General features: G+C 37.3%; 21 protein-coding genes. 10 read left to right on the top strand and 11 right to left on the bottom strand.

The features are described 5' to 3' along the window. Positions 1 to 59: 59 nt before the first annotated feature. Positions 60 to 539: a 2-amino-4-hydroxy-6-hydroxymethyldihydropteridine diphosphokinase gene (gene folK, locus ACQR30_RS18040; RefSeq protein WP_429737193.1), complete on the bottom strand. Its 480-nt coding sequence runs from the start codon at positions 537 to 539 to the stop codon at positions 60 to 62. Between the two features lie 132 nt (positions 540 to 671). Here folK and sppA point away from each other — a divergent pair, with 132 nt between their 5' ends. The 5 genes from sppA to ACQR30_RS18015 all read left to right on the top strand — a co-directional run bounded on the left by sppA (position 672) and on the right by ACQR30_RS18015 (position 6,502). Then, the gene (sppA, locus tag ACQR30_RS18035) at positions 672 to 2,438 is read left to right on the top strand and encodes a signal peptide peptidase SppA (protein WP_429737192.1); all 1,767 of its coding nucleotides are present in this window, start codon (positions 672 to 674) and stop codon (positions 2,436 to 2,438) included. A 110-nt stretch (positions 2,439 to 2,548) separates the two neighbouring features. Beyond that, the gene (locus tag ACQR30_RS18030) at positions 2,549 to 3,655 is read left to right on the top strand and encodes an ABC transporter permease (RefSeq protein ID WP_429737191.1); all 1,107 of its coding nucleotides are present in this window, start codon (positions 2,549 to 2,551) and stop codon (positions 3,653 to 3,655) included. Positions 3,656 to 3,705: 50 nt separating this feature from the next. After that, positions 3,706 to 4,209: a hypothetical protein gene (locus ACQR30_RS18025; protein WP_429737190.1), complete on the top strand. Its 504-nt coding sequence runs from the start codon at positions 3,706 to 3,708 to the stop codon at positions 4,207 to 4,209. Positions 4,210 to 4,481: 272 nt separating this feature from the next. Next, positions 4,482 to 5,573: a 4-hydroxythreonine-4-phosphate dehydrogenase PdxA gene (gene pdxA / locus ACQR30_RS18020; RefSeq protein WP_429737189.1), complete on the top strand. Its 1,092-nt coding sequence runs from the start codon at positions 4,482 to 4,484 to the stop codon at positions 5,571 to 5,573. Positions 5,574 to 5,632: 59 nt separating this feature from the next. Further along, positions 5,633 to 6,502 (top strand): aldose 1-epimerase family protein, encoded by an 870-nt coding sequence (locus ACQR30_RS18015; protein ID WP_429737188.1) that lies wholly within the window; start codon positions 5,633 to 5,635, stop codon positions 6,500 to 6,502. Positions 6,503 to 6,506: 4 nt separating this feature from the next. On the opposite strand, the gene ACQR30_RS18010 is transcribed toward ACQR30_RS18015, so the two are convergent. The 5 genes from ACQR30_RS18010 to ACQR30_RS17990 all read right to left on the bottom strand — a co-directional run bounded on the left by ACQR30_RS18010 (position 6,507) and on the right by ACQR30_RS17990 (position 12,602). After that, a complete protein-coding gene (locus ACQR30_RS18010; protein ID WP_429737187.1) occupies positions 6,507 to 8,870 on the bottom strand; it encodes a DPP IV N-terminal domain-containing protein in 2,364 nt (787 codons plus the stop codon). 76 nt (positions 8,871 to 8,946) lie between these two features. Next, positions 8,947 to 10,362 carry a DNA recombination protein RmuC gene (gene rmuC, locus ACQR30_RS18005; protein ID WP_429737186.1) on the bottom strand — a complete coding sequence of 472 codons (1,416 nt, stop codon included), beginning with the start codon at positions 10,360 to 10,362 and terminating at the stop codon, positions 8,947 to 8,949. Between the two features lie 68 nt (positions 10,363 to 10,430). After that, positions 10,431 to 11,270: an outer membrane beta-barrel protein gene (locus ACQR30_RS18000; RefSeq protein WP_429737185.1), complete on the bottom strand. Its 840-nt coding sequence runs from the start codon at positions 11,268 to 11,270 to the stop codon at positions 10,431 to 10,433. A gap of 5 nt (positions 11,271 to 11,275) precedes the next feature. Then, entirely contained in the window at positions 11,276 to 12,055 is a 780-nt protein-coding gene (locus ACQR30_RS17995) for a hypothetical protein (RefSeq protein ID WP_429737184.1), read from the bottom strand. Next, on the bottom strand, positions 12,039 to 12,602 hold the full coding sequence (locus ACQR30_RS17990; RefSeq protein ID WP_429737183.1) for an RNA polymerase sigma factor: 564 nt from the start codon (positions 12,600 to 12,602) through the stop codon (positions 12,039 to 12,041). The genes ACQR30_RS17995 and ACQR30_RS17990 overlap by 17 nt, the downstream gene beginning before the upstream one ends. Before the next feature lie 119 nt (positions 12,603 to 12,721). On the opposite strand from ACQR30_RS17990, the gene ACQR30_RS17985 reads away from it, so the two are divergent. The 3 genes from ACQR30_RS17985 (at position 12,722) to ACQR30_RS17975 (ending at position 15,307) form a co-directional block, all read left to right on the top strand. Continuing rightward, entirely contained in the window at positions 12,722 to 13,126 is a 405-nt protein-coding gene (locus ACQR30_RS17985) for a hypothetical protein (RefSeq protein ID WP_429737182.1), read from the top strand. A gap of 44 nt (positions 13,127 to 13,170) precedes the next feature. Further along, complete coding sequence (gene gatB, locus ACQR30_RS17980; protein ID WP_429737181.1) at positions 13,171 to 14,640, top strand: Asp-tRNA(Asn)/Glu-tRNA(Gln) amidotransferase subunit GatB; 1,470 nt, start codon at positions 13,171 to 13,173, stop codon at positions 14,638 to 14,640. 79 nt (positions 14,641 to 14,719) lie between these two features. Next, a complete protein-coding gene (locus ACQR30_RS17975) occupies positions 14,720 to 15,307 on the top strand; it encodes an adenylate kinase (RefSeq protein WP_429737180.1) in 588 nt (195 codons plus the stop codon). Between the two features lie 82 nt (positions 15,308 to 15,389). Here the strand turns inward: ACQR30_RS17975 and ACQR30_RS17970 are convergent, their stop codons facing one another. The 4 genes from ACQR30_RS17970 to yihA form a co-directional block, all read right to left on the bottom strand. Beyond that, a complete protein-coding gene (locus tag ACQR30_RS17970; protein ID WP_429737179.1) occupies positions 15,390 to 16,403 on the bottom strand; it encodes a tetratricopeptide repeat protein in 1,014 nt (337 codons plus the stop codon). Positions 16,404 to 16,436: 33 nt separating this feature from the next. After that, entirely contained in the window at positions 16,437 to 17,666 is a 1,230-nt protein-coding gene (locus ACQR30_RS17965) for a DUF1015 domain-containing protein (protein ID WP_429737178.1), read from the bottom strand. Between the two features lie 83 nt (positions 17,667 to 17,749). Continuing rightward, a complete protein-coding gene (gene serC / locus ACQR30_RS17960) occupies positions 17,750 to 18,820 on the bottom strand; it encodes a 3-phosphoserine/phosphohydroxythreonine transaminase (protein WP_429737177.1) in 1,071 nt (356 codons plus the stop codon). Between the two features lie 100 nt (positions 18,821 to 18,920). Then, a complete protein-coding gene (gene yihA / locus ACQR30_RS17955) occupies positions 18,921 to 19,553 on the bottom strand; it encodes a ribosome biogenesis GTP-binding protein YihA/YsxC (protein ID WP_429737176.1) in 633 nt (210 codons plus the stop codon). A gap of 90 nt (positions 19,554 to 19,643) precedes the next feature. On the opposite strand from yihA, the gene ACQR30_RS17950 reads away from it, so the two are divergent. Both ACQR30_RS17950 and ACQR30_RS17945 read left to right on the top strand, forming a co-directional pair. Then, positions 19,644 to 20,639, top strand: a complete 996-nt coding sequence (locus ACQR30_RS17950) for a WD40/YVTN/BNR-like repeat-containing protein (RefSeq protein ID WP_429737175.1) — start codon at positions 19,644 to 19,646, stop codon at positions 20,637 to 20,639. A 314-nt stretch (positions 20,640 to 20,953) separates the two neighbouring features. Beyond that, positions 20,954 to 21,157, top strand: a complete 204-nt coding sequence (locus tag ACQR30_RS17945; protein WP_429737174.1) for a hypothetical protein — start codon at positions 20,954 to 20,956, stop codon at positions 21,155 to 21,157. Positions 21,158 to 21,230: 73 nt separating this feature from the next. Here the strand turns inward: ACQR30_RS17945 and ACQR30_RS17940 are convergent, their stop codons facing one another. Beyond that, complete coding sequence (locus tag ACQR30_RS17940; RefSeq protein WP_429737173.1) at positions 21,231 to 21,746, bottom strand: hypothetical protein; 516 nt, start codon at positions 21,744 to 21,746, stop codon at positions 21,231 to 21,233. Positions 21,747 to 21,891 lie beyond the last annotated feature (145 nt).

The following is a 21,891-nucleotide window of genomic DNA, read 5'->3' as shown; positions in this document are numbered from 1 at the left end:
TACCTCTCAAAAATGTCGTTCAACAAGTTTTAAGTTGGACGACATTTTATCAAATTCATTTAGAGCCTTTGGACAGGTAATCTATCCTGACTTTCCTGCAAAAGCTGCATTATGCTTTTTTTCAATACAGGATGAACCATATTTGGTACAATTTCGGCTAAAGGAGCCAAAGTAAAGTTACGTCGGTGTAGAAAAGAATGTGGTATTTTTAAATTTTCTTCGTCAATAATGTCTTCGTTAAACAACAATATATCTATATCAATTAATCGAGGACCATTTTTCATTTCTCTAATACGTCCCATTCGACACTCAATATCCAATATGATTTTCAAAATTTCCTGAGCCTGCAAATCAGAATCGACTGCCAAAACTTGGTTCAAAAAATCAGGCTGATTCTCCAAACCCCAGGCGGCCGTTTTATATATTGAAGAAGATAAATTAATCCTGCCCACCCTCTTTGTAATCTCCTTTTTTGCTATTGCCAGGCTTGCCGCCATGTCGCCCATATTACCGCCTATCAATAAATAAACCTTATTCATAATTTATAATTTAAAATATCTTCCTATAAGTTATACATTTGCAACGTAACATGCGCCTGAATTTAACTGCAAAAATAAGGAGCAATGGCTAAATCCTTATTTTTAATGGCCAATATATAAAACAACGAACAAATGAAAAGTTTTTTTAAAATATTTTTCGCATCACTTCTTGCGCTAATCGTATTCTGTGTCATTGGTTTTTTTATTTTGTTAGGTGTCGGTGTTGCCGCATCCAGCTCCGACAAGCCGGTTTTAAACGACAATAGTGTATTGGTCATAGATTTATCCAAGACCTACCTGGATTTTGAAAATCCAACCTTATCCATAAACTTAAATATTAAAAAACTTACCTCTCAACCCCCCAGCTTGTACGACGTAATAAGAATGATTCATCATGCCCGTGAGGATAATAAAATAAAAGGCATTTATATACAAGCATCCACAAATGCTAATGGTTTTGCTTCAAGTGAAGAATTGCGCAGGGCGATTTCAGAATTTAAACAAAGTGGAAAATTTGTGATTGCTTACGGTGCGACAATTACACAAAAAGCTTATTATGTCGCATCGGCTGCAAACAAAATATATACGAACCCACAAGGTGGCCTGGAATGGCGTGGAATGGCCAGCCAAATGATGTTTTTTAAAGGTCTGTTAGATAAATTGGAAATACAACCGGAAGTCTTTTTTGCAGGGAAATTTAAAAGCGCAACAGAACCTTTTAGGGTAACTAAAATGACTGACCCTAACAAATTACAGACTTCTGTTTGGTTGGGTGATTTGTACAGTACAATATTGGAGGCCGTTTCAAAAAGTCGCAATATTGACTCCACACAATTACATTTATTAGCAAATAACGGCGCCATTCAAACAGCTGGCGATGCGCTTAAATACGGATTAGTGGATAGTTTGATTTATACTGATCAGCTCGACAATGATTTTCATCAATTATTAAAAACTAAAGCAAGCGATAAGATCAATTTTATCTCTTTAGACAAATACGCAGAAACAGCTGATTATAAGAAATTTTCCGGTAGTGATTTAATTGCAGTTGTTTATGCACAGGGCGAAATTGTGGATGGAGGTAACGATAATGATAAAATAACGAGTGATAAATATGTAAATCTGATAAGAAAACTGAGAAAGGATAGTTCCGTTAAAGCCATTGTAATGCGCGTAAACTCTCCTGGAGGCAGTGCACTCGCCAGTGATATGATTTGGCGCGAAATAACTTTAGCGAAAAAAGTAAAACCGGTTATCATTAGTATGGGTGATTTAGCTGCATCCGGTGGCTATTACATCTCTTGCAATGGTTCTTATATTTTTGCAGAACCCAATACCATTACAGGCTCCATTGGTGTATTCTCCATTGTCGGCAATGCGGAAGATTTCTTTAAAAATAAATTGGGGCTCACCTTTGACGTCGTAAAAACGGGCCCTTATGCAGATCTGGGCTCTATTGCCCGCCCATTGACACAGCCAGAGAAAAATTTTATGCAATCTTCAGTAGATAGTATTTACAAGACCTTTACAGAACGCGTAGCTGAAGGTCGCCATAAAACGGTAGCCTATATTGATAGTATTGCTCAAGGTCGGGTATGGACGGGCGAACGTGGCCTAAAAATTGGGTTGGTTGATTCGTTAGGGTCTTTAAACGATGCAATAAAATATGCGGCTAAACTTATTAAAAGCAAAGACTATCGCATCAGTGAATACCCTGAGAAAAAGAGCATTTTCGACCAACTATTTCATAGTGACGATAACAATAGCGATGTAAATTTAAAAATACTGGCTAAAACCCTTGGACCCGAAATGTCAAAAAATATAATGCGGATAAGAACTGTTCAAACCATGATGAATACACCACAGACTCGTCTGCCATTTGAATTCGAAATACGGTAAAAGTTTTAATAAAAACATTAACAATATCGCTTTTGGCGTTTCGGTGTTTCTCGCGCATAGTTCGCCATTCCGTGTTACATTTGCAGCATTAAAATTTTCTCGTAAAAATTATGTCTGTAAAATATAGTCAGTTAAAGGCAATGTTGGCAATTGCCAGGGGTTCATTTCGTTCATCGCTCAGAAGCCCGTCTACAGTAGTTTTTAGTATAGGTTTCCCCTTAGTTTTTATTTTGGCATTTGCTTTCCTGGGTAATTCTTCTGCCCCTAAAATAAATATTGCCATTGCAAACAATGCTGACACAACGAATCAAGTATATCAGCAAATTGAAGCTGCACCGGGAATTAATATAAAAAGAGAATCAGGTGAACAACTAAAAGAAGACTTAGAAAAGGGACGCATCACAGCCATTTTAGACATCAAAAAAAACGCATTACGGCCTTCAACTTACGAAATTGGCATTATCACGTCCAATGCCGTAAACCCGCAAAGTATTTCAATTTTGCGTTCCTATCTAAATGCCGAGATTGACGAATTAAACAAAACGCTATATCCCAATTCCGCCAGCATAGCCGCAGTAAGTGACAATATCGTAAAAGTCCCAGGACGCGTTTATCGAACTATAGACTTTATATTGCCCGGACAACTTGGGTTTTCTCTATTAAGTGCCGGAATTTTCGGCGTAGCGTTTCTGTTCTTTAACCTACGACAACAATTAGTCTTAAAAAGATTCTTTGCTACACCTATTACCAGGACTTTCATTGTTTTAGGTGAGGCCTTGAGCAGGGTCGTGTTTCAATTATTGGCGGCCATTATCATCATCATTATTGGTGTTGTCTTTTTCGACTTTACGCTTGTCCACGGTTGGATCACCTTTTTAGAAATAATGTTTCTTAGCTTCTTTGCACTGATTGTGTTCATGGGCTGTGGTTTTATTGTAAGTGGCTTATCAAAAAGTGAGAGCACCATCCCTCCTTTTGCGAACCTATTTACACTACCACAATTTTTACTTGCTGGTACATTTTTCCCAATTGACAATTTCCCAAAATGGTTGCAACCGTTTTGTAATATTTTACCGCTCACCCACTTCAACAATGCTATGCGTAATATCTCATTTGAGGGGGCAAGTCTATTGAGTTGTTGGCGCGACTTAGGCAATCTTTTTATCTGGGGGATTATTGTCTATGCCATTGCAATTAAAGTATTTAAATGGGAATAATACTGGGATTTAAAAGCTAATTTTGCAGCAATAGATTATCTTTTCAAAATATGCGATTACTAAAATTGGCCCTCTTTAGCATTGTTACATTATTTCTTCTAATTACCGGCATCGGATTGCTGTTTCCTCCAGAGGTTACAGTGATGCGTAGCAGCACCTTCATTGCTCCAAAGGACAGCGTTTATGCGTTATTGAGCGATATGCGTCGTTGGCCCGAATGGTTATTCGATAGTACACATTCTTTAAAAATACTGACCAAAAATAGTTCTGGGAAAGGAGCAACGGCGGAAGTTGGCTACAATAAAATTACGATTGTCAACGCACAACCGGGTGTCATACAAACGATATGGAAAGCTCCTAAAGCCAATGATCAAGTTTGTGAATTTCAAATATCGAGTAATGGGAGAGCTCCAGGCGTACACGTAATGTGGTACTTCCGTCAACATTTAAATTGGTATCCTTGGGATAGAATTGGAGCAGTGCTAAACGAAAAAATATTAGGTCCTTCAATGGATAGTAGCTTTGCACATTTGCAGAAGCGGCTGCAACAATAATTCACATAAAGATACCGGTCAATTTTCTTATTGCCTCCTCTGCCGACAACACGCGGGACATCATCAAGTGATCCAAATACATTTTATAATGATATATTATTTTGTAAAATTGGCCATTTTTTCTAATGAAAATCGTCTTTCCGACAGTAAACTACCCAGCCATCCTTGTCCATATCAAAATAAGAGGATATTGACCCGCTTAAGTTAGATAGTAAAACTGAAAATCATAATTTGAAAAGTGGTACATTTACACCATAAAAATTAGAAATTTAATGAGTCAGGAATTAACAAAACCGGTAATCGGCCTTACTTGCGGTGATCTAAATGGTATTGGAATTGAAATAATTATTAAATCATTAAGTGATAGCCGTATTTTAGATATATGTACGCCTATTATTTACGCTAATAGCAAAAGCATCAATTTTTATCGCAAAACGGTTCAAGACAATAATTTTCAATTTTCAATTTTAAGAGACGGCGCCAAACCCAATTTAAAACAAGCTAATATTGTAAACTGCTGGGAAGAAGAAGTTAATATAGTTCCTGGCCAGCATGATGAACAAGCGGGAAAATACGCTTTTTTATCGTTGGAAGCTGCAGTAAAAGACTTGAAAGAAGGTAAAATCGAAGGCCTGATAACGGCTCCTATTCATAAAAAAACGATTCAATCTGATAATTTTAAATATAGCGGACACACACCATATCTTCGCGATAGCTTCGATAAAAAAGATGTGGTCATGATGATGGTAGCAGAAAACATGCGTGTAGCCGTCGTTACAGAACATATACCGATCGAAGAAGTCGCCGCAAGTATAACGCAACAAGCTATCCTTTCAAAATTAGAGATTATACAACAAAGTTTGCAAAGAGATTTTGACATCAATAAACCAAAGATTGCCCTACTGGGATTAAACCCCCATGCCGGCGACGAAGGTTTAATCGGCAATGAAGAAAAAGAAATAATTACACCTGCTATTATAGCTGCAAATAAAAAAAATATTCTAGCATTTGGGCCTTATAGCGCTGATGCCTTTTTTGCCCACGCGCAATATGAGAAGTTTGATGCAGTGTTAGCAATGTATCACGATCAAGGTCTCATTCCTTTTAAATCTTTAGCGCTTGGCGAAGGTGTTAATTATACAGCAGGACTGCCTATCGTACGCACCAGCCCTGACCATGGCACAGCGTTTGACATTGCAGGTAAAGGACGAGCTAATCACGAATCCTTTTTAGCAGCGATTTATAAATGTTTGGATGTGCTGCGCAACCGCGGCACATTTGATTACAATCATGAAAACCCTATTCAAAAAAGGAGCAGTCGTGTAATCGCCAATTTAGAAGACGAACGCGTAATAGAAGATTAAAGGGGCGCTTCCATTCCAATAACAAAATTATTTGATAAAGATAATTTGCAAAATTCATTATGTATAAGCTGGAAAATGAAATACTCTCGATCTCAATAGCGACAAAAGGCGCGGAGATACAGAGCATTTACAATAAGAATACTCACCTCGATTATTTGTGGGATGGCAACCCTTCTTTTTGGTCAAAAAGAAGCCCGATTTTGTTTCCAATTGTGGGTGGTTTAAAGAACAATGAATATAGTTTTAACCACCACACCTATCAACTAAGCAGACATGGCTTTGCGCGCGATAAAGAGTTTACGGTTATTCGTCAATCGGCAGACAGCATAAGCTTTTCGTTACAGAACGATGAAGAAACTTTACTAAAATATCCATTTCATTTTGAATTGGTTATCACCTATACACTTCAAGAAAGTAAAATTGATATTGCCTACTCAGTAACAAACAATGGCAGCAACAAAATGTGGTTTTCCATTGGTGCACATCCCGCGTTCAAGGTGCCTCTGGTGGAAGGAACGCGTTTCGAAAATTATTTTTTATCGTTCAACCGATTTGAAAATACCGCTCGATATCCTTTAAACAAAGAAGGGTTATTAAAAGAGGACCCAGAAATATTTCTACAAAATACAAATGAGCTTCCTTTAGAGAAGTCTTTGTTTTACGATGACGCCTTAGTCTTTAAGACATTAGAGTCTACTTCTATTAGTATTGAAAGTGAAAAAACGCCTCACGGTGTCACCATTGAGTTTAAGGGCTTTCCGTTTATGGGTATTTGGAGTGCAAAAGATGCAGACTTTGTATGTGTGGAACCATGGCACGGTATAGCCGATAGCGAAAACACTTCGGGGAAATTAGAAAGAAAAGAAGGCATCCTATCTTTGGATGCCCATAAAACTTTCAATGCGAACTGGAGTATTAGTTTGTTTTAGGAAATTATCTAAACTCATATTTTGGCTGCAACAAAAACTCTTTTGGCGGCTCTGCCCTCATTAGATTTTTAACAAAATAATCCCAACGGCGGCGCATCATATAATACGAAAACTGCCCATAACCATGATGCTCATTGGGAAAAATAATTAAATCATAGTCTTTGTTGGCACGTTCTAATGCTTGGACCACCAGCAGCGTGTTTTGTGGCGGCACATTGTTATCCATCAACCCATGCGCAAGTAACAATTTCCCCTTTAAATTTTTTGCTTTAGTCTCGTTGGCTTGTTCATTATAGGTCTGGTCTGAAATAGGACCATTGTACCTATCGCCCCAGTCGTCCTCGTAATTTCTATTATCGTGATTACCAGATTCCGCAATACCCACTTTAAAGAAATCCGGATAGGTAAACATTGCATCCGCTGTTGCAAATCCCCCGCCGGAATGTCCCCAAATACCCACTCGACTGGTGTCCATGTATGCATACCTTTTTGCTAATTGCAGAATGCCAGAAACCTGATCAGGTAAAGTATTTTCAGCCATATCACCATAACTCATGTCATGAAAACTTTTGGAACGCAACGGATTGCTTGTACCTTCTATCTCCACTACTATAAATCCTAACTCCGCTAGGGATTGGTCATCCCCCCTGGAAGCAATAAAAGACCAACTACCAACACTTCCACCCTGTGGTCCGGGATAGATATAGTCTATGACGGGATATTTTTTATTCGGGTCAAGATCGGACGGGGTAAACATTAATCCATAAATATCGGTTTTACCATCATGAGCTTTTACACTAAAGGGAGTTGGGGCTTTCCAGCCTGTAGCGATTAACCTTGAGATATCTGTTTTTGCAATGGTGGTAATAAGTCTACCTTTCATATCACGCAAAACGGTAATGCCTGGTACATTGGGTTGAGAATAATCATCAATAAAATAGTCTTTTGCCGGAGAGAAGCTGATACTGTGGTTGCCTATTTCAGGAGTAAGAATCTTAAAATTTTTACCATCAAAGTCTATCCTGCAAAACTGGGCGAAATAGGGATTTCCCTTTTCCAGGCCGTGCGCCATAAAATAAATGACTCTATTTTTTTCGTCCACTTTCATCAATTGTGAAACCAACCAATCACCGCTGGTGATTTTATTTTTCACCTTACCTGTGGTAGCATCGTACAAATACAAATGCCCCCAATTGTCTCTTTCTGAAAACCAAATAAATTCGTTTGTTTTTGGCAAATAACGCCAATTGATCGCGCCCCAACCTGACTCATATTGTGTAGGTACGTCTTCTTCGAAAATCTCTCGAACATCCCCGGTGTTGGCATTGGCAATTCTCACCTTTTCATGTTTGTGATATCTGGACGTAGAAACAAAAGCCAATTGTGAACCATCAGGGCTCCAATCTACATCATCAAATGTCCCACTGCTGGCAATATCGTCGCTAAGTGTCGCTCGGTGTGGATCGGGTGGAATTTTTAAGAAGATAACTTTAGGTGTATCAACATTTATAATTACACGATGAATCATAATAATATTGCTATCACCTGGAAAAGCATACTTCCACGAAACTAATTTTGGTGCACCAACGTTCGTAGTTACCAAATACATATTACTCACTTTGCGCTGATCCTGTTTGAACGTGGCGATCTTTTTAGAATCAGGAGACCAACTTAAAATAGGTTTATCGCTGCCGGTCCATCCAGCATTATCGGTAGCATAACCAAAATCTTTTTCACCATCTGTCGTTAATTGTGTTTGTTGCTTGGTTTCCCGATTCTCCACCCACAAATTATCATCTTTTATATAGGCAAACAATTTGCCATCTGGGGAAGGAACAATGTTTCGATCTGTCGAAGGGTACCCACCTGAAGTAACAGAAATTGCTTTTGAAACATACTTATGGCCATTGTTTATAGCAACTCCTTCGAGAGTTTGCTGGTAAGGTTCGCAGCTAAAGGTTTTTAAATTATAAAGCCATAGCTTTCCTTCAACGGCAAAACGAATGGCAGACCCGTCTTGTTCATAACTAAAACTTCTGAATGGTAAATTATCTGCATCGTAATTTTCCCCAGATGCTTTCGATAGGGCCGCAGCCAATTTTTGTTGATCAAAAGCTGCTTTGCGGCTGCCCCTGGCAGCGTCCACTAAAATAAAATCACTCCCTTTAGCTGTCAAATCTCGAAACCAAAAGCTATCATTGGAAATCCAATTGGGCCGAACATTCCCGTGGTCGATATATTTACTCGTATTGTAGGAAAGTAGATGCTCCGCACGTGCATAATCATCTTTTGTCAGCACCTGCCTTTGTTGCGCATTTACCGCTGTAATTCCGGCTAAAAGTAGTAGCGAAAATATTCTATAATACATAAAAAATCGTTTAAACGGGGCGTCTAGTTATTAATTGTGGCTCTAAGTTAAGTGAATTTCATTAATCACAGAATATTTAAACCCGCTGAAAATCTTCATCGGAAAGATTCTCATCTTTATCTTTATTAAGAATTAAGCTGGCTCTTTCTTGCGGCAACTCTTGTACATTTTGCAATTTGCGTCTTATTGCATTTGTTCTTCTTTCTGAATTCCCTAATTCATTGGAAGCTTCTTCTAATTTCTTTTTCGTTTTAGCAATCATATCGCCAAATTTCCCGAATTCGGTTTTCACAGCACTCAGCAAATCCCAAACTTCGCTGCTGCGTTTTTCGATAGCCAATGTTCTGAAACCCATCTGCAGGCTGTTTAGCAAGGCGCTTAACGTGGTAGGTCCTGTAATGGTAATTTTATAATCACGCTGTAATTGTTCAAACAAACCAGGAGTGCGTAGCACTTCACCATAAAGGCTTTCATAAGGAAGGAACATAATTCCATATTCAGTTGTATTAGGTGGGTCAATATATTTTTCGCGAATATCCTGCGCATTTCTCCGGATACCTTTTACGAATGCCCTACGGTAAATTTCAATCTTTTCCCCATCGCTATTTTCGTAAGCTTCTACCAATAACTCATAATCTTCTTTGGGAAATTTAGAATCAATAGGTAACCACAAAGTCTTCTCAAAATTATTGCCACTTGGCATTCTAATGGCAAATTCGACCACTGCTCCGCTGCCTATTTTCGTCTTTACATTTTTCTCATATTGCTCATTAGTCAGTAAGTCTTCCAATAGGTTTTGCAATTGATATTCACCCAGAACACCACGGGATTTTACATTGGTCATTACTTTTTTCAAATCCCCTACATTGCTCGCAAGCGTCTGCATCTGCCCCAAACCTTCGTGTACTTTTTCCAACCTTTCACTTACTTGCTTAAAGGATTCACCCAGTCTCTTTTCCAAGGTTTCATTCAATTTCTCATCTACAGTTTTACGCATTTCATCCAACTTCTTTTCGTTACCCTCTCGCAGTTGAGTGATTTTATCTTCTACCGTTATGCGCATGGCCTCCAACCTGGTAAATGTCATATCACTTTGGGTAGACAAATTCTGCTGAAGTTCACTAAAATTAGCTCTTTGCTTATTACTAAAATCGATAAGTGAATCTTTCTGCTCACCTCTGTTTTCTTTATTATTCTTTTCGATTGTATTTTGAAAAGTGAACAATTGCTCAGAAAATATTTTGGTAAAACTATTTAGCTCTCTGCCTATCTCTTCACGTAGATTTTTCGCATTTTCTGCATTTTCTTTCCGGTTGACAACAAATTCGTCTTTTAAATTCCGCTCGGAATCTTTTATTGCCTGATTAAGATTAATCATCGCATTTTTTAACAATAAAAAATCATCCTCCTTGGAATTGCTTTGGCTTTTAAAACTTAACCAGAGAACAATTAAAAGAAGGACGATAATGGCCGAAAGGAATATATAAATCATTGCAGAGGTTTTATTTGAAACTACATTCATTTCAAATATACTCAACCTACAACTTATTTTGTAATTTTCTAAAACAATCCGACACTTAAACCAATAGAAACCGTTTTAAAATCTTTAGGACCTTCCCCGTTTGCAAAGACATCAGACAAATAATATTTTGCGTATAGTCCAATTTCCTGGTATTCCAGGCCCAAAAACAATCCGTAACGAACCGGATTTAGGTTGAATGTTCCATGCACTTTTACCTTTCCGTCTTCTTCACTTTTTTGTTTGGTTTTTGCACCCAACAACACCCCCCCTTCCACACCTGCGGCAATGGTAAAATCTGATTTTTTCACCGGTCTTATATTCAATGTTAAAGGCATAAAAAGATAAGTGGAACGCAGTAAATTTTTTGTAAAATGTCTACTGTCATCAATGGTATAACTCAGCGAATCTTGTCCTTTTTTCAAGGTAATATTTCTTTCAAAATGATAAGTATTCCAGTCGAAACCCAGCGACGTGGAAATCCTCAAACTATGATGTGGTGCTATATCTACATATCCTTTTAAAACAGTAAAGATAAACTCGGGGCCTTTATCTAAGGTAAGGTTTGAGTTGTTTTTAGTTACCCCGATGCTGCCGTTATCAATAAACCGATTCCAACCAAAACCGAAACCGGGATTAATACCAAAATAAGCCGATTTATCTTTATTCTTAAATCCAAATTCTATAGATTTTTTATGATGACGATTCGATTCATCTGCATTGGCCCGGTGAAGCGAATCCTTCATTGCAACTGTGGTGACGGTTTTTGTGACGGTTTTTCCACTACTATCAATGTAGGTGGTACTAATAGTGGTTGTTTTTTGCGCCGATAAACAGCCAACGAAGCTTACGGTAAGCATCAATGCAATAATCTTTTTCATATTTTTTAATTTTTGTACTTAGTAATGGCAACAAAACCTAAATTAACAGTAGTCGAATCGCTATTTGAAGAAACAACCTCACTTGTAATATCGGATACTTTTTGCTTCAAGTTTTTAAATAGGCCGGATAAAAAAGTTTTTCGTGTGCGTTTCTGCGATGCGGGTAAATTATTAGATGCCACCAAATCTCTTTTTGTTGCTCTTTCTACCAAAGCCGAATCAAACGCCACTTTTATTTGCCTTTCTTCCGTACTCATTTTTATGTCTTCTTTTGTATTGTTGGATTGAATAGCCACATTATTTGCAACCTCAGTCGGCGGCAATAAATTTGCTTTTTCAGTATCTTTATCGGCTATCAAGACGGGAGCAGTCTTCATTGCATGAGACTTTACGAGTTGTGTTTCTTGCTTGATTATTTTAGGTAGAATTTTTTTCGCAGAATTCTTTAAAGATGCTTTTTGCGCCTTTGTCTTAGCAACCGATTGGGTTGGCGTTGCCATTTTTTCTGCAATAGATGGCGTATGAATTGCATTTGTTTTATTTTTATTTACAGTAACTACTTTTTGTGATTCAATAGGTTCATGCAATTGCATTTCCCACAACAAGGCTATTGATAAAATCGCTGCAATGCTTGCTGCAGCTATAAAAAATGGCAGCCTCTTATTTTTCTTTTGATGCAAACCTTTGTCAATGTCGGCAAATAAATCTGCCCGCGGCGTCACTTCCATTTCATCAAATGCCTTCCTAAATTTATTATCGAAATCTTTATCAGTAATTTTTCGCATAACTCACCTCCCTTTTTTGTATTTCTGTTTTCAGAATTTGTCTTGCTCTTGACAGTTGAGATTTGCTCCCACCTTCACTTATCTTCAAAAGGCCGGCAATCTCTTTGTGTGAATACCCTTCAATAGCATACATATTAAAAACCAATCGGTATCCATCCGGCAAATTGTTGACAAGTTTAAGTAAATCATTCACCTCCAACTTGTCGAAGATTGTATCATCAGCCAAATCTACTTCAACATTTTCACGGGAGGCAACTTGCAATAACTTTATATTCTTTCTATAATGCTCAATCGCCGTATTTACAACCACTTTTCTCATCCATCCTTCAAAAGAACCATCACCTTTAAAATCCTTTATTTTAGTAAATATCTTCACAAAGCTTATCTGCAAAATATCTTCTGCATTCATTTGGTCCTTAGCATATCGCAAACAAATTGCGAACATTTTTCCCGAAAAATGATTATACAACTTTTGCTGCGCCAACCGATTTGCTGCTTTGCAGCCATCTATCAAGTCATCGATTGTATGCATTTGTATTAATTTCATTGTAGGTAAAAATATAGACGAATCTTTGTTAAAAAAGGTTGCATTGGGCAAAAAAAATATTTTTAATGTTATTTTAGCCAGTATTATATACTTATTTTCAATTCCTATTAAAATTTACCATGAAAATATCCAATCAACAGTTAGCCTATCATTCTACTCGTATTGCCATAGGTATCAGCATTTTGGTACACGGTGCTGTTCGCTTTCCAAAACTCAATTTCTTTGCACATAGCCACCTTATTATGTTTGAACATACATTTATTGCCGGTCCTCCGACATTAATCATGTGCTATATTATACCATTTTTAGAAGCGGCTACAGGATTGCTAATTTTAATGGGCGGTAAGCTCACCCGTTACGGATTAACACTCGGCATCGTCACAATGGGCATTTTAATGTTTGGCGCGACACTTGCGGAAAAATTTGACATACTTATTTCTATGTTGTTGCATGTCATTATTTTCTATTTGTTGCTTATTAACAAAAATACGAAGGGTATTGTTTCAACAGAACCTGCCATATAAAATTATTCACTAATAATTATCCATTAATAATTAGTTTTGCGGCTATGTCAAACATTCTTCTTGGAAAATACGAAGCGGTAATTGGTTTGGAAATACACGTACAGTTATCTACAAAAAGTAAACTTTTTTGTGGCGATAGCACAAGCTTCGGTGCAGAACCGAATACGCACATCAGTCCCATTACTTTGGCTCATCCGGGTACATTGCCCAAGCTTAATAAGAAAGCGGTGGAATATGCAGTAAAACTTGGGCTAGCATGTGGTTGTGAGATTGAACGCTTTAATTATTTTGCCAGAAAAAATTATTTTTATCCTGATTTACCTAAGGGTTGGCAGACAACGCAGCATACCACACCCATTTGCGTGGGTGGCACTATTACCGTAAAAACCGAAATAGGCACCCGCGAGATCCAAATGCATCATATTCATATGGAAGAAGATGCCGGGAAAAGTACGCACGATATTTATGAAGATAGTACTTGTGTAGACTTGAACCGTGCGGGCACACCACTTGTAGAAATAGTCTCTGAACCCGACATGCACACAGCAGATGAAGCCTGGCAATATGTAAACGAAATTCGTAAAATCGTTCGTTGGATTGGCATTTCTGATGGCAACATGGAAGAAGGTAGTTTGCGTTGCGATGCGAATGTATCCATCCGTTTAAAAGGCGACACAGAACTAGGCACCCGCTGCGAAGTAAAAAACCTCAATTCCACACGCAATATTAAAAAAGCCATAGAATTTGAAATTGAAAGAATGGTGAAAATGACAGAGAAAGGTGAAAAGATTTTACAGCAAACGCGTAGTTTCAATGCAGATAATGATACTACTTTTGCCATCCGTGACAAGGAAGAAGCCAACGACTATCGGTATTTTCCAGAACCAGATTTAGCTCCTTTACATTTATCGGAGCAATATGTTCAGTCATTAAAAAAAGAATTGCCGGCACTCCCAAAAGATTTACAGCAAAAATATCAAGACGAATTTTCTTTAAGTCAGTACGATGCAGAACAACTTTGTGCAGAAAAAGAAATAGCCGATTATTTTGAAAAGGTGTTACCTCATTCAAAACATTATAAAGCGATCTCAAACTGGATCACAGGACCACTAAAGCATTTTACCAATGAACACAAAATTACGTTTTCTGATCTTTCATTAACACCACAGCAACTTGCGGAAACGATTGCTTTAATAGAAGATGGAAAGCTCAACTTCTCCATTGCCTCCTCTCAAGTTTTACCAGAATTATTGAAGGATAAAAATGCATCTGCAATTACTATTGCTACAACAAGAAACTTGTTGCAAACCAGTAACAGCAATGAGCTGGAAAAATGGATTGACGCCGCCATTACTAAAATGCCAGACAAAGTAAATGAATACAACAAAGGGAAAAAAGGTTTGATAGGTTTGTTCGTGGGCGAGGTAAAAAAATTAAGTAAAGGGAAAGCGGACCTCCAAAAAGTAACCGAAATATTACAAGAAAAACTAGCGCAGCAAGCGAACAATCGTTAGCGCTAGCATAGACTATACTTGCCTTTCGTTTAAAATTTTATCTGTACATTTGCTTTTTATCTATATTCAAAATTGAAATATGTTTAATGTTATTTTATTTGGCGCGCCCGGTAGTGGCAAAGGAACGCAAAGCTTGAAAATTGCTGAAAAATATGATATAAAACATCTAAGCACAGGCGATTTACTGCGTAGTGAGATTGAGGCTCAAACCCCTTTGGGCAAAGAGGCTAAACAATTTATGGACAGTGGGTTACTAGTTCCAGACGCAGTTGTCATAGGAATGATTAGCAGTTGTTTCGAAAAAAATAAAAAAACAAAAGGATTTTTGTTCGATGGATTCCCTCGTACAGAAGCACAAGCCGAGGCTTTAGATAAATTATTGAAACTAAATAATGCACAAATAAATATTGTATTAGCATTAGAAGTAAGTGAAGACGAACTGGTTTCAAGACTTTTGCATAGAGGTAAAACTAGTGGTCGCAGTGATGATGCAAACGAAGAGGTTATTCGTGGTCGTATTATAGAATATCGCAAAAAAACAGAAGCAGTCGCTGATTACTACAGACAATTTGATAAAGTAAAAAGTATTCCGGGCGAAGGTTCGGTCGAAGAGATTTTCACTAGCCTATCCGAGGCCCTCGACGAGCAGATGGCAATGGCAGAATAATAATTCCTATATAAAAAAAGATAGCGATGCAAATTTTCTGCATCGCTATCTTTTATAATAGGGCCGGTTGAAATTATAGCACTTATTTATGTGCATAATATTGCGCTTCAGGCACTTTGAACATTGAAGCCTTCTGAAATTTAGAAAACTCTTGAACAATCCCTTGGTTCATTTGCGCCCAATTCTTAAATTGATCTTCATTATAAGAAGCAAATACCCATTGGTTATATGCATCAAAAATCCCCAATTTCAATAATTGCTGCTGTCTATCAAAAAGTTTGTATGGGAATTTTTTAGCGTTGTCGCTGTTGAACCAACTTACTATAAATTGCCCACGTAAAGCATATAAACTTTCAGGTGTTACCCCGTTGGAAACCATATCTTTAAATTGTGCAAATGTAGACGCAACAGCACTTTCGAAAGGCTGTCCGTTATCAATATAATTTTGCAATACATTATCTGTTGCAAAAAGCGCATTGTATTCATTAAACAAAGTATCTCTTATTTCCGGTGTACGTTGAGAAAAAGACTCTATGTTGATGAAAATTTCTCCGTACAACACACTCCATAAAGGATTATTGTGCTGTGCATAATATTTGGTCAAAAAATAATAATTGCTACTGATTGAAGGATTTATTTGTATACCCTTCTCCCAAGCCTTTGCCGCTGCCGTAGGCTTATTATTATCGTTCAGAGTTTGGCCAAATTCTGCATAAAGCAAACTACTATTGGGAAATTTTTCTACCCCTCGTTTATAAATGTCTTCAGCCTCACTATATTTAGAATCTGCTCTATATGCTGAGCCCAATATCTGATAACTTTGTTCATCCGCATCGGGCAATTCAATTAATTTTCTACCTGCTGCTATTGCATTCGTATAATCTTTTTTTGCTGTACTGATAAACGATTCATCTTTCAATAAACTTGCATTGTTGGGAAAATTTACTTCCGCATCTTTAATTATAGATAACGCTTTATCAAGATTACCAGATCTTGCTTTATTCATTGCCTGGTTATGCGCATCCACCACTCCTGCTTGAGCATTCGTCATTAGAACACCCAACAACAAAATCGGTAATAACAACAATTTCTTCATTATATTTCTTTTATATTTTACAAATTAAAGTTCCTAAAAAATTAGATGCGTCAAAAGCCCATCACGCAATTTAGGCTCAAACCAGGTACTCTTAGGGGGCATAACATTTCCACTGTCTGCAATATCAAATAATTGCTCAATGCTCACCGGAAACAGACTAAACGCGACTTCCATCTCACCGGAATTTACACGCTTTTCCAATTCCTGCACACCTCTTATACCACCCACAAAATCTACACGTTTGTCTGTACGTTGATCAACAATATTTAAGAAAGGTGTAAAAACATTTTCTTGTAAAATACTTACATCCAATACACCTATCGGATCATCAAAGTAGGTATTTTCCTTCGCGGTCAAATTATACCAACTTCCTTTTAAGTACATACCAATATCGTGCAAGCGTTTAGGTTTTATTGGAAATTCACTTTTTTCAACGATAAATTTATCTTCTAATTTATTTAAAAAAGTTGCAACATCTAACCCATTTAAATCTTTTACCACACGGTTATAATCCATTATCTGCAACTCATTAGCTGGGAATAAAGTAGTCAAAAACCAATCGGCTTGTTCTGTTTTCTTATCACCTAATTGTTGACGCACCTTTGCCGCCGAAGCTGCGCGATGATGGCCGTCTGCGATGTAAGTGTTCCGTACCTTTTGCTGAAATAATTCAGCAATTTCTTCCATCTTTTTTCTATCATCCAATACCCAAATAGTATGACTTATATTATCCTCGGCAACAAAATCATAACTAGGCGCATGTTGCATTTTCCAACTATTAATAATGTCATCAATTTCCGCAACATTTCGATAAGCCAAAAATACATTCCCGGTTTGTGCTCCGGTAGTGGCAATGTGATTGATTCTGTCCTTCTCTTTTTCTGGGCGTGTAAACTCGTGTTTTTTTATAATATCATTTTCATAATCATCTACAGAACTTACAGCCACTAAACCTGTTTGACTTTTACCATTCATCACTAATTGATAAATATAATAACAAGGTTTCTCTTCTGGAAAAAGAATATGGTTATCAATAAAAGCCTGTAAATTTTCTTTTGCTTTTTCATATACGTGTGCAGAATGAATATCCACATCTTCTGGAAGGTCGATTTCGCTTTTTGTGATATGTAAAAAAGAAACAGCATTGCCGTCCGCTTCAGTTTTGGCTTCTGCTCTATTCAACACATCATAAGGCCTGCTGGCAACTTTTTTAGCAAATTGTTTTACCGGTCGTAATGCATTAAATGGTTTAATCAAGCTCATTTTTTTATTTTAAAATTCAAAAATTGAAAGTTTCTAAAATCCCGCATCCATCGAAGGTTGCATAAAAGCCGTTCAATTCGCAATTATTTATACCTCTCGTTAAAATCTACCATTAAATCTACCAGGGCCTGCACACTAGTCATCGGCATTGCATTATACATAGAAACGCGCAATCCCCCTACACTTCGATGACCTTTAACACCTATCATGCCATTTAGCTTACATTGTTCTAAAAACACATTTTCCAGTTCCTTATTTTGGGTCGTAAAAGTTGCATTCATCAAACTTCTATCTTCTTTTGCCACGATAGGCGCAAAAACAGATAATGAATCCAAAGTATTATAAAGCAAGGTGGCTCTCTCTTTTGCACGCCTTTCCATTTCAACCAAACCTCCTTCTTTTTTTATCCAACGCAAAGTAAGCATCGACACGTATACGGCAAAAACAGGAGGTGTATTTAATAAAGCATCTGCTTCTATATGCTTGCGATAATCCATTATTGGTGAAATATTTCTATCCGTTTTGCCTAGAATATCCTTTTTTATAACAACAATAGTTACTCCGGCGGCACCTGCATTTTTCTGCGCGCCGGCATATATCAAACTATGCTTTGAAAAATCTACTGGTCTGGAAAAAATATCACTACTCATATCTGCAATCAATGGCACATCAACGTTTGGTGTGGTATGCCACTGCGTTCCTTCAACAGTATTGTTAGAGGTATAATGCAGGTATGTATTGTCAGAAGGAACAGAAAAGTCCTTTTGTATGTAAGAGTGGTTTTTATCTTTCGTAGAGGATACCACATTTACATTACCAAAAATTTTAGCTTCTTTAATTGCTTTTTCCCCCCAAATACCATTATCACAATAAGCAGCAGTATCATTTGATCCAAGAAGATTATAAGGTATTTGCATGAACTGTGTCGTCGCACCGCCTTGCAAAAATAATACGTCATAATCGTCTCCAAGTTGCATTAGTTCTTTAACTAGAGCACGCGCTTCGTTAATAACCTCCATAAACCAACTTGTGCGGTGTCCTATCTCCAAAATAGATAACCCAATACCATTAAAATTGAGTACAGCTTCACTTGCCTGCTGCAACACTTCCTGAGGAAGAATTGACGGGCCTGAATTAAAATTATGTTTTTGCATCGAAAAGATGATTAGATTTTGAGGCGGAAAGTTACATGAAAACGGTTAATAATTGAAAATGCAAGTACCAATAAATGGCAATATTTACAAAAATTTCGTTTTACTCCCCTGTTAACCTGAGGTTACATTGCTGGATTAGTTCCAACATTTCCTCCCGGCCTAATTGCTTCGTAGCACTTGTAACAATTATCTGGGGTAAAAATTGCCAATGTTCACGCAACCATTCCGTGAAAGCTTCCACATTGCGTTTAACGACACCTGGTTTTTCCTTGTCTGACTTGGTAAAAATCAAAGTAAATGGTATTTCCCATTTGCCCAAGGATTGCACGAAATCCAAATCTATTGGTTGCGGCTTGTGACGACTATCTATCAGCACAAATAAATTGACTAAATTCTCTCTTTTACGAATGTAGTCCTCTATCATTTTACCCCAAGTTTTACGTTCTTTTTGAGCGACTTTTGCATAACCATATCCCGGTAAATCGACTAAATTCCAATATTCTTTTTTTGCTTTCTCTTTACGCGTACTTTCAATCAGAAAATGATTAATCATCTGCGTTTTACCGGGTGTTGAGGAGGTTTTAGCTAACCCCTGCCTATTGCAGAGCATATTAATCAAAGAAGATTTGCCAACATTGCTACGACCGATAAAAGCATATTCCGGTTTATCCGCTTTTGGACATTTGTCATAGGAAGGACTGGAGATAATATAAGACGCGTTTTTTATTTGCATGGCGCAAAGATAGTCTTTCCAGAAAGGAGAAAATCAATCCTTAGCACAGTATCTGCTATCTTTGATAAACATACTCTAAAAATAATGAATATGAAAAAAATAGCGCTGCCTTTTTTATTGCTATGTTCATTAAGCTTATTCGCGCAAAAAAGCACGATAAGAATAATAACCCAGGGTACAAAAACCAATCTACGAGGGCTTTCTATAATAAATAAAAATACTATTTGGGCAAGTGGCAGCAACGGCAAAATTGCGAAATCTACTGATGACGGGACAACTTGGCAATGGTTGACAGTGAAGGGATTCAACAAGGCAGATTTTAGGGATATTCAGGCTCTTGCCAAAAACACGGCAATAATTATGGCCATTGATACCCCAGCTTATTTATTAAAAACGTTGGATGGAGGCAGTAATTGGAAAATTATTTACGCCAATCATTCCAAGGGAATGTTTTTGGATGCAATGGATTTCAGTAATTACAAGAGCGGAATAGTCGTAGGTGACCCAATAGGCAATAAAATATTTTTAGCCATTTCAAAAAACAGCGGCAATACCTGGACTCCAATAAATACACATATTTCAAAGAAAGTTCAAAAAGGAGAAGCATTTTTTGCTGCCAGCGGCTCTAATATTATCTTACAAAGAAAAGATGGCTTTTATCTGGTGAGCGGAGGAACAAAAAGTAAGTTTTTTACAAAAAATACTATCGCTGTATTGCCCCTTATGCAAGGTAAAGAAACCACAGGTGCCAACGCCATTGACGTTTATAAAAATAATATAGCAATCGTAGGCGGCGACTTCATGCAACCAGATCGCAATGATAGTTGCTTCTGTTTTTCCCGCGACAACGGTAAAACATGGCAGCTACCTAAGATAGCTCCAGGCGGCTACAGAAGTGATGTGATTTTCATCAATAAGAACACCCTAGTATGCTGTGGTTTAACCGGTGTAGATATTTCAAAAGATGGCGGTAATACCTGGAAAAACATTTCCAAACAATCTTTCAATACGTGTAGGTATAACAAGGTATCTAATACAATTTTCTTCGTCGGACAAAACGGAACTATTGGTAAATTGCTATTATAATACCAACGGCCCTAAAATCATTTTACTAATGAAACATATTCAAATCGAATTACTTGAAGTCAAAGTCCGTTCGCAGGTTGCTCAGAGAATAGAAGGTCTGACAAATGACCATTTGAGAGTCAACACGGTGAAAAGAAAATAAACGGAAGCGACTATTTAAAAACCAATGTGGCATAAATTAAAAAAGGCAAATAGATTTATAAGTCAAACTGCTGCTCAAAATGATAACAGCTTGACATAAAGGCAATCTGGACTTTCTTTCAATACATTAGGAGTAAATGTTTTATCTTCGATAAGGAAAAATAAACGTACATATGCAATCTTTTATTGTAAATATTCCTGAAGATAAAGTTGCTTTTTTTGTTGAACTTATTCAACAATTAAATTTAGAATTATTGGAAATTGATGAGCAGCAGCAATCTGTTGCCGTCAATAATGCTGGCAACCAAATGGCCACAGAGGAAGACTCTTTTCTAGACTGGGAGGCAGAATTGAAAAGTGCGAAAAGAAAAAAATGATTTTCTATTATTAAAAAATGCACCTTCAATTGCTGAAAGTGCATTATCATTTTTCTATCAAGTGTTCTGGATATTATCCCCTTCCATTGCCATGTCCCCTTCCATTGTCGTGTCCTCTTCCGTTATCGTGTCCCTTTCCATTATCGTGTCCTTGATTTCTCTGCATGTCTTTGTGATATTTATTTCCTTTGTTTTGATAATATTTTTGATCTCGGCTATCACGAATCATCGGTTGACTGTGATGGCCTTTGTACTTGGCATAACTTCTGATGTCTACACTATTTGTTCTATAAGGAGTTTGCCTGTTTACAATTACTTTATAAGAGTTATAAATATTGTAATTACTGTAGCGCCCAGGTAATGCTCTTCCATAAACCCAGCGACGACCATTTAAATAAATGTACTCAGAACGCGAAACATCATAATAACAATTAATGTCGGGCAGATAATAATAACTTACGTGATCATAACCAACCGGCCCCCATGCTGGTTGACTGCCAATATTAATACTTATGTTGATTTGTGCTGAAGCCTTTTGCATCGACATAACGCCAATAAAAATAAAGGCTGCAAGGAATAACTTTTTCATAGTTTCAAATTTAGTGTTTTTTAATTCAGGCTTTTTCGCCTGTGTCGATTATTGGATGGATTGTAAATATCAAAGTTAAATCCAAACCTATAATATAAGGCAGAAACCGGCAATTTATCGGTGAAACAAAAAGTCGTTAAGGAAG

It is taken from the genome of Arachidicoccus sp. (assembly GCF_050436765.1).
GTDB lineage: Bacteria > Bacteroidota > Bacteroidia > Chitinophagales > Chitinophagaceae > Arachidicoccus.
The sequence above is the reverse complement of the archived record's forward strand: the minus strand, read 5'-3'. Positions and strand labels throughout refer to the sequence as shown.

Coding starts and splice junctions, on each gene's coding strand:
- ACQR30_RS18025 (WP_429737190.1), top strand. CDS start 3,706: ATGCGATTACTAAAATTGGCCCTCTTTAGCATTGTTACATTATTTCTT.
- ACQR30_RS17965 (WP_429737178.1), bottom strand. CDS start 17,666: ATGAGCTTGATTAAACCATTTAATGCATTACGACCGGTAAAACAATTT.
- ACQR30_RS18030 (WP_429737191.1), top strand. CDS start 2,549: ATGTCTGTAAAATATAGTCAGTTAAAGGCAATGTTGGCAATTGCCAGG.
- ACQR30_RS17990 (WP_429737183.1), bottom strand. CDS start 12,602: ATGAAATTAATACAAATGCATACAATCGATGACTTGATAGATGGCTGC.
- ACQR30_RS18000 (WP_429737185.1), bottom strand. CDS start 11,270: ATGAAAAAGATTATTGCATTGATGCTTACCGTAAGCTTCGTTGGCTGT.
- serC (WP_429737177.1), bottom strand. CDS start 18,820: ATGCAAAAACATAATTTTAATTCAGGCCCGTCAATTCTTCCTCAGGAA.
- ACQR30_RS18015 (WP_429737188.1), top strand. CDS start 5,633: ATGTATAAGCTGGAAAATGAAATACTCTCGATCTCAATAGCGACAAAA.
- ACQR30_RS17975 (WP_429737180.1), top strand. CDS start 14,720: ATGTTTAATGTTATTTTATTTGGCGCGCCCGGTAGTGGCAAAGGAACG.
- sppA (WP_429737192.1), top strand. CDS start 672: ATGAAAAGTTTTTTTAAAATATTTTTCGCATCACTTCTTGCGCTAATC.
- ACQR30_RS17970 (WP_429737179.1), bottom strand. CDS start 16,403: ATGAAGAAATTGTTGTTATTACCGATTTTGTTGTTGGGTGTTCTAATG.
- ACQR30_RS17985 (WP_429737182.1), top strand. CDS start 12,722: ATGAAAATATCCAATCAACAGTTAGCCTATCATTCTACTCGTATTGCC.
- rmuC (WP_429737186.1), bottom strand. CDS start 10,362: ATGATTTATATATTCCTTTCGGCCATTATCGTCCTTCTTTTAATTGTT.
- ACQR30_RS17995 (WP_429737184.1), bottom strand. CDS start 12,055: ATGCGAAAAATTACTGATAAAGATTTCGATAATAAATTTAGGAAGGCA.
- ACQR30_RS18010 (WP_429737187.1), bottom strand. CDS start 8,870: ATGTATTATAGAATATTTTCGCTACTACTTTTAGCCGGAATTACAGCG.
- yihA (WP_429737176.1), bottom strand. CDS start 19,553: ATGCAAATAAAAAACGCGTCTTATATTATCTCCAGTCCTTCCTATGAC.
- folK (WP_429737193.1), bottom strand. CDS start 539: ATGAATAAGGTTTATTTATTGATAGGCGGTAATATGGGCGACATGGCG.
- pdxA (WP_429737189.1), top strand. CDS start 4,482: ATGAGTCAGGAATTAACAAAACCGGTAATCGGCCTTACTTGCGGTGAT.
- ACQR30_RS17950 (WP_429737175.1), top strand. CDS start 19,644: ATGAAAAAAATAGCGCTGCCTTTTTTATTGCTATGTTCATTAAGCTTA.
- ACQR30_RS17945 (WP_429737174.1), top strand. CDS start 20,954: ATGCAATCTTTTATTGTAAATATTCCTGAAGATAAAGTTGCTTTTTTT.
- ACQR30_RS17940 (WP_429737173.1), bottom strand. CDS start 21,746: ATGAAAAAGTTATTCCTTGCAGCCTTTATTTTTATTGGCGTTATGTCG.
- gatB (WP_429737181.1), top strand. CDS start 13,171: ATGTCAAACATTCTTCTTGGAAAATACGAAGCGGTAATTGGTTTGGAA.